The sequence below is a fragment of the Pseudomonas sp. P5_B2 genome, assembly GCF_056400445.1.
In genome coordinates, this window is the sequence record NZ_JBFULH010000223.1 from 1 (window position 1) to 6,793 (window position 6,793).

Here is a 6,793-nt window from a genome sequence, read left to right on the forward strand (position 1 = left end):
GGTATAAACCGATCCTGAATAGGGGTGAGCCTGGACCATGCGTCCATAGCTGTAAGCGGTCAGCAACATCGCCGCAAGGGTCAGCAGGTAGGCGGTAGGCAAGTGCCCTTTGGTCATCTGGGTGACGAGGCCATAAGTTGTAAACACCGCCAGCGGAACCATGTATGCCAGACCGAAAAGTACCAGTCCGACGAGCCCCAGGGGCTGTCGAAACCTACGCGATGAAGTGGGTTGCGATGAGAAATGATGGGAGGGAGTATCGGCCACGTTTGTTATTGTATTCATTGCTGACTCCTGGAAATGGGCATGCAGGACGCCGCGGTATCCGATGAAATCGATACCGTTATCCATTGAAAAGTGGACTGCCCTATGTGCATGCAGGGCATTAGAACGATGCGGTTCTCCACCCCTTGCGCGGGATGGGAAACCGCTCACTTCACAGCTTTCCCGCGATCCGTGCAGTGCGGTCTACCGCGATACGGGTCTTGTCCACCAGTTCGTCGAGTTCCGCGCGCGTTGCTACCAGTGCCGGCGCCATGATCATGCGGCCGAGTGTCGAGCGAATGATCACACCCTCTTCAAAACCAAAGGTGCGGCACTGCCAGGCCAGGTCATTTTCATTGTCGAAGCGCTTGCGTGTGTCTTTGTCCTCGGCGAACTGCATGGCCGCGAGCAGACCGGTTCCCTGGATCTCGCCGATCATCGGATGGTTGCCAAACACTTCACGCAGGATCTGCTGCAAGTACGGCCCGGTATCTTCCTTCACCGTGCGAACAATGCCTTCATCACGCAACGCCTTGAGGTTGGCGAGTGCAACCGCCGCCGCGACCGGGTGCCCGGAATAGGTCAGGCCGTGGGCGAACACACCGCCCCGCTCCACCAGCGCATCCGCCATACGTTTGCTCAGCACCAGGCCGCCCATGGGGATATAGCCGGAGGTCAGGCCCTTGGCGATCGACAGGGTGTCGGGCTCGAAGCCGAAATACTCGTGGGCAAACCACTCGCCCGTGCGACCGAAACCGCCAATCACCTCATCGGCGCACAGCAGTACATCGTATTGACGGCAGATTCGCTGGATTTCCGGCCAGTAGCTTTCCGGCGGGAAAATCATCCCGCCTGCGCCCTGGAAGGGTTCGGCGATAAAGCCCGCAACATTTTCGGCGCCCAGTTCGAGAATCTTCTCTTCCAGTTGCAAGGCGCAGCGACGACCGAACTCGGCCGGAGTCAAGTCGCCGCCCTGTGCGTACCAGTAGGGCTCATCGATGTGCGCCACGTCCGGAATCATGCCGCCCATCTCGTGCATGAACTTCATGCCGCCCAGCGCAGAAGCCGCCAGGGTGGAGCCGTGATAGCCATTCCAGCGACCGATCATGATCTTTTTCCTGGGTTGGCCGACCACTTGCCAATAGCGGCGAACGGTACGGATCAACACCTCGTTGGCTTCGGAGCCGGAGTTGGTGTAGATCACGTGGCTGTAGTGGCCCGGGAGCAGGCTGAACAGCAGCTCGGACAGCTCGATCACCGCCGGATGAGTGGTGTGGAAGAACATGTTGTAGTACGCCAACTGGTCCATCTGCGCGGCGGCGGCGGCGGTCAGGTCCTTTCGCCCATAACCGAGTTGCGTGCACCACAGACCCGACATGCCGTCCAGGTAGCGCTTACCTTCACTGTCCCACAGATACAGGCCCTCACCACGCACCATCACGCGCGGGCCTTCGGCATTCAGCGCCTTTTGATCCACAAACGCGTGGATGTGGTGGGCCGCGTCGGACTTCTGATAGTCCTGGGTCTGGCGTTTGGGTTCGAATGGCAGGTTCATGTTTTTCCTCTCTTGTTAGTCGTCAACCGCTCAGCGGTTCTTGTTCATGTAGCTTTCAAGGGGGTCCTTGCTCAGCACGCCCTGTGCCTCGGCCAACGAATCGATGAACAGCGAAAACAGTTCCGATTGCGCACCGATATCGAGCTTGCTGTAGATGTTTTTGCGGTGGGATTTGATGGTGTCTTCCGATACGCCCAAACGCTCGGCAAGCGAGCGGGTGGAGTGCCCACGCAGGATCAATTGGGCGATACGACATTCGCGTTCGGTCAGGATCGACGAGCCAAAATTGTTCAGCGCCGAGTGAATACGCTGCTCCAGCAGGCTTTCGAAGCGGGAGCCCTGCGCTTCCAGACCAACGAAATGTTTGCCCAACACCGCCAGCACCCAGGGCGCTATAAGCTTGAATTGTTGGGTGGTGGCCGCGTCCAGCTTCTGCGTAAATGCCAGTGATACCGCCAGACTCAATCCGTTGTTGGACTGCAGGATGTAGTTCAACTCATCCTCCAGGTGCGAATGTCGGTAAAACGACTGGAAGTACTCGCTGAGCTCGAAATGATCAGGGGCGACATCGACAAGGTCGTAACACCCGGAGCCGACGCCCTCTACGCACGCGCCGTAAAACGGATCGAGCAAATAGAAGCCCGACAGGTACTGACGCACATTACCCTGCGGCAGCCATGGGCCTTCCAGTTCAAACAATGCGCTGGGCATGCCACCGTGCGGATACAGGTAGAGCGTGGTGGCCTGGATCGGCCAGATACAACCAAGGGCCTCGAACAATGTGGCGGCGAAGCCCGCTTGCCCGATGCTCTCGGTTACCTTGGCGATCTGTTCAAACCATTGCGCAGAAGAAAGCCGATCGTTTTCCACTTTGAAGACTCGCTGAAAGAACGTTAGAGATGGTCCCACACCCGGGAAACCATCGAAATCACCCGATAGGGTGAGCCTGCATCCGATATTTATGCTCACTTCCCAGCTTAATAATATTTTATTAACAGCCCCCCTCCCCCTAGCCTTGAAGTCATRCACGAACTGAATCCAACTGCATTACGCAAGGACAGACACATGACTGAATCAATAACAAAAACAGACACCCTGGTAGTGGGAGCCGGTCAGGCTGGCGTGGCCATGAGTGAGCACCTGAGCAAACAAGGCGTGCCGCATCTGGTGCTGGAGCGCAGCCGCATTGCCGAGCGCTGGCGCACCGGGCGCTGGGATTCGTTGGTGGCTAACGGTCCGGCCTGGCATGACCGTTTTCCAGGCCTGGAATTCGATGACGTCGCCGCCGATGGCTTCGCCCCCAAAGAACGCGTCGCCGATTACTTTGAAGCTTATGCCCRCAAGTTCAATGCGCCGATCCGTACCGGCGTGGATGTACTCTCGGTGGAGCGTAATATCGGCCGCCCAGGCTTTACCGTGCACACCAGCAAAGGCGTGATCGAAGCCAACCGGGTAGTGGCAGCCACCGGGCCGTTCCAGAAACCGGTGATTCCGCCGATCGCACCTGAAGACTCGGCGCTGCATCAGATCCACTCTGCCGATTATCGCAACCCTGCCCAACTGCCGGCCGGTGCCGTGCTGGTGGTCGGTGCAGGCTCTTCCGGTGTGCAGATCGCCGATGAGTTGCAACGTTCCGGACGCCAGGTGTACCTGTCGGTCGGCGCCCACGACCGCCCGCCCCGCGCCTATCGCAACCGSGATTTCTGCTGGTGGCTGGGGGTGTTGGGCGAGTGGGACCAAGCGGCGATGAAACCCGGCCGTGAGCACGTAACCATYGCAGTGAGCGGTGCACACGGCGGCAAGACAATCGATTTCCGTGAGCTGGCCCGGCAAGGCATGACCCTGGTTGGCCTCACGCAATCCTTCAGCGGCAACCTCGCCAGCTTCCAGCCCAACCTGGTAGAAAACCTGGCGCGTGGCGATGAAAACTACTTGGCCTTGCTGGATGCGGCCGACGCCTACGTGGAGCGCAACGGCCTGGACTTGCCGCTGGAGCCTGAAGCCCGTCGCGTGTTTCCCGACGCCGACTGTATCAAGAACCCGATTCTGGAACTGGACCTCGACAAAGCCGGCATCACCTCGATCATCTGGGCCACCGGGTTTGCCGTGGACTACAGCTGGCTGAAAGTCGATGCGTTTGACGCCGCCGGCAAGCCCCGGCATCAGCGCGGCGTCTCCAGTGAATCCGGGATCTATTTCCTCGGTTTGCCGTGGCAGTCGCGCCGTGGCTCGTCGTTTATCTGGGGCGTGTGGCACGACGCCAAGTACGTCGCCGACCATATCGCCATTCAGCGCCAATACCTTGAGTACCGCGACGCCGCCCCGGTGGTTCGTCAGTCCCCTGTCAACGCCTGATCCCTTTTTTCCGGAGTTTTTTGATGCCTACTCACACTCGTATCCGTATGTTCAACACCAAGGAAACCTACCCTAACCAAACCCTGGACAACGACCTTTGCCAGGCCGTACGCGCCGGCAATACCGTGTATGTGCGCGGCCAGGTGGGCACTGATTTCGAGGGTAACCTGATTGGTCTCGGCGACCCGCGCGCCCAGACCGAACAGGCGATGAAGAACGTCAAGCAGCTGCTGGAAGAAGCCGGCAGCGACCTGAGCCATATCGTCAAAACCACCACCTACCTGATTGACCCGCGCTACCGCGAGCCGGTGTACCAGGAAGTCGGCAAATGGCTCAAGGGGGTGTTCCCGATCTCCACCGGGCTGGTGGTGTCGGCCCTGGGCCAGCCGCAGTGGTTGATGGAAATCGATGTAATCGCGGTTATCCCGGAGTAAGGAGGCTTCCCATGACCTTTTCAATCGTGGCCCGGTGTGCGGACACTGGCCAGTTGGGCATTGCCATCAGTTCATCGRGCATCGCCGTGGGTGCACGTTGCCCATGGCTGCGCCCTGGTGTGGGCGCGGTGTCGACCCAGAACATCACCTTGCCGGCCCTGGGTCCTGACGTGCTCGACCTGATGGAACAGGGCCTCGCCCCGGCCGAGGCCCTCGACAAGGCCCTGACCAGCAATGGCTACAGCCAATACCGACAGCTGACGGCGATTGATCACCTGGGGCGCGCCGTGCATTTCAGCGGCAGCGAAACCCTCGGCACCCATAATGCGGTGTCGGGCGAACAGTGCGTGGCGGCGGGCAACATGCTCGCCGACCGCGGGGTGATCGAGGCGATGGTCAGCACTTTCGAGCAAGGCGAAGGCCAGTTGGCCGATCGCCTGCTGGCCGCGATGCATGCGGCCATCGCTGCTGGCGGCGAGGCCGGTCCGGTGCACTCTGCTGCGCTGGTGGTGGTCGGTGAGCTGACATGGCCGATCATCAACCTGCGAGTGGATTGGGCCGACGAGAATCCTGTCGGTGACCTTCAAAGACTCTGGGACGCCTACCGCCCGCAAGTCCAGGACTACATCGACCGCGCCCTCGCCCCCGATCGCTCCCCGGGCTACGGCGTGGCCGGTGATGACCGATGAGCCGCAGCCGCGAACTGCTGCAGACGCTGGTGGGGTTTGATACCACCAGCCGCGAATCTAACCTGCATCTGATCGAGTTTGTGCACGATTACCTGGCGGGTTTCGGTGTGGCCAGCGAGCTGGTCTACAACGAGGAGCGAAGCAAGGCCAATCTGTTTGCCAGCATCGGTCCGGTGGATTTGCCGGGCATCGCACTTTCAGGGCATACCGATGTAGTGCCGGTGGATGGGCAGCCATGGACGGTACCGCCATTCGAGCTGACTGAGCGCGACGGCAAGCTGTTTGGCCGGGGCACGGCAGACATGAAGGGCTATATAGCCTGTGTGCTGGCGTTGGTGCCGGCCTTGGTGAAGGCGCCGCTGCGGATCCCGGTGCATATCGCCCTGTCGTACGACGAAGAAGTCGGCTGCCTCGGTGTGCGTTCGTTGCTCAAGGTGCTTGAGCAGCGGCCTGTGAAGCCGATGCTGTGCATTATCGGTGAACCGACCGAGCTCAAGCCGGTGCTCGGCCATAAGGGCAAGTTGGCCATGCGCTGTGATGTGCATGGCGAGGCATGTCACTCGGCCTATGCGCCGTATGGGGTGAACGCCATCGAGCATGCGGCGGAGTTGATTGGTGAATTGGGAAGAATCGGGCAACGCCTGCGGGACACCCAGGATGCGCGTTTCGATCCGCCATACAGTACGGTGCAGACCGGAGTGATCAGTGGCGGCAAGGCGCTGAATATCGTGCCGGCAGATTGTCGGTTTGATTTTGAGATTCGTGCCTTGCCGTCACAGGATCCGGGTGAGGTAGCTGAGGAGTTGCAGGCTTATGCCATGCAAACAGTGCTGCCGCGCATGCAGTCTGTCAGTCGCCAGAGTGCGATTCGTTTTACCGAGTTGTCCGCTTACCCAGGGTTGGTCACCGATGAACGCAGCCAGGCGGCAGAATTGATCGCGGCGTTTTCCGGTTCGCGGGAATTTGGCACGGTAGCGTTTGGTACTGAGGGCGGGTTGTTCGATGCGGCGGGCATTCCCACGGTGGTGTGCGGGCCCGGGAGCATGGACCAGGGGCATAAGCCGGATGAGTTTGTGAGTATGGCGCAATTAGCGGGGTGTGATGCGATGCTACTGCGGATGCTGGAATCAATCCGCGCCTGAGCCGCCTGACTACCAGACACCAAAATCAAATGTGGGAGGGACTTGCTCCCGATTGCAGTGATTCAGTCGATGCATAAGTTGACTGTCACACTGCTATCGGGAGCAAGCCCCCCCTTCTCACATTTTTAATCCTGGGTTTAGTCCAATAGTCGCGCGAGTTCTTCGCGACAGTAGTCGACGAATAACTGCACCGGTTTGGTCAGGGGCGAACGGCGCAACCACACCGCCGACAAACCTGAACCGGTGACGGTTTCGACCAAGGGCACACAGACGACTTTCTGCCCATCGTAGGTGTACTCGGTGAACGGCTTGGTCACCAATATCGAAAACCCAAACCCCCGCCCTACCATCCCC

Annotated in this window: 7 protein-coding genes and 1 pseudogene; 4 read left to right on the forward strand and 4 right to left on the reverse strand. The window is 59.7% G+C overall.

The genetic code is table 11. The features are described 5' to 3' along the window. The 3 genes and pseudogenes from AC1DRJ_RS16555 to AC1DRJ_RS16565 all read right to left on the reverse strand — a co-directional run. Positions 1–285, reverse strand: a pseudogene (locus tag AC1DRJ_RS16555) (Putrescine importer PuuP); the annotation flags it as partial. A 151-nt stretch (positions 286–436) separates the two neighbouring features. Continuing rightward, positions 437–1,819 (reverse strand): aspartate aminotransferase family protein, encoded by a 1,383-nt coding sequence (locus AC1DRJ_RS16560; RefSeq protein ID WP_477803099.1) that lies wholly within the window; start codon positions 1,817–1,819, stop codon positions 437–439. 30 nt (positions 1,820–1,849) lie between these two features. Beyond that, positions 1,850–2,689 carry a helix-turn-helix domain-containing protein gene (locus AC1DRJ_RS16565; RefSeq protein ID WP_477803100.1) on the reverse strand — a complete coding sequence of 280 codons (840 nt, stop codon included), beginning with the start codon at positions 2,687–2,689 and terminating at the stop codon, positions 1,850–1,852. Between the two features lie 153 nt (positions 2,690–2,842). Here AC1DRJ_RS16565 and AC1DRJ_RS16570 point away from each other — a divergent pair, with 153 nt between their 5' ends. The 4 genes from AC1DRJ_RS16570 to argE are packed head-to-tail and all read left to right on the forward strand — an operon-like array spanning position 2,843 to position 6,439. Next, a complete protein-coding gene (locus tag AC1DRJ_RS16570; RefSeq protein ID WP_477803104.1) occupies positions 2,843–4,174 on the forward strand; it encodes a flavin-containing monooxygenase in 1,332 nt (443 codons plus the stop codon). Between the two features lie 23 nt (positions 4,175–4,197). Further along, on the forward strand, positions 4,198–4,608 hold the full coding sequence (locus AC1DRJ_RS16575; protein ID WP_223513339.1) for a RidA family protein: 411 nt from the start codon (positions 4,198–4,200) through the stop codon (positions 4,606–4,608). Between the two features lie 11 nt (positions 4,609–4,619). After that, entirely contained in the window at positions 4,620–5,297 is a 678-nt protein-coding gene (locus AC1DRJ_RS16580; RefSeq protein ID WP_477803101.1) for a DUF1028 domain-containing protein, read from the forward strand. After that, positions 5,294–6,439 carry an acetylornithine deacetylase gene (argE, locus tag AC1DRJ_RS16585; RefSeq protein ID WP_477803102.1) on the forward strand — a complete coding sequence of 382 codons (1,146 nt, stop codon included), beginning with the start codon at positions 5,294–5,296 and terminating at the stop codon, positions 6,437–6,439. Before AC1DRJ_RS16580 ends, argE begins: the two co-directional genes overlap by 4 nt. A gap of 137 nt (positions 6,440–6,576) precedes the next feature. On the opposite strand, the gene AC1DRJ_RS16590 is transcribed toward argE, so the two are convergent. Further along, positions 6,577–6,793: LysR substrate-binding domain-containing protein (locus tag AC1DRJ_RS16590; protein WP_477803103.1), on the reverse strand; the 217-nt coding region annotated here is incomplete at its 5' end.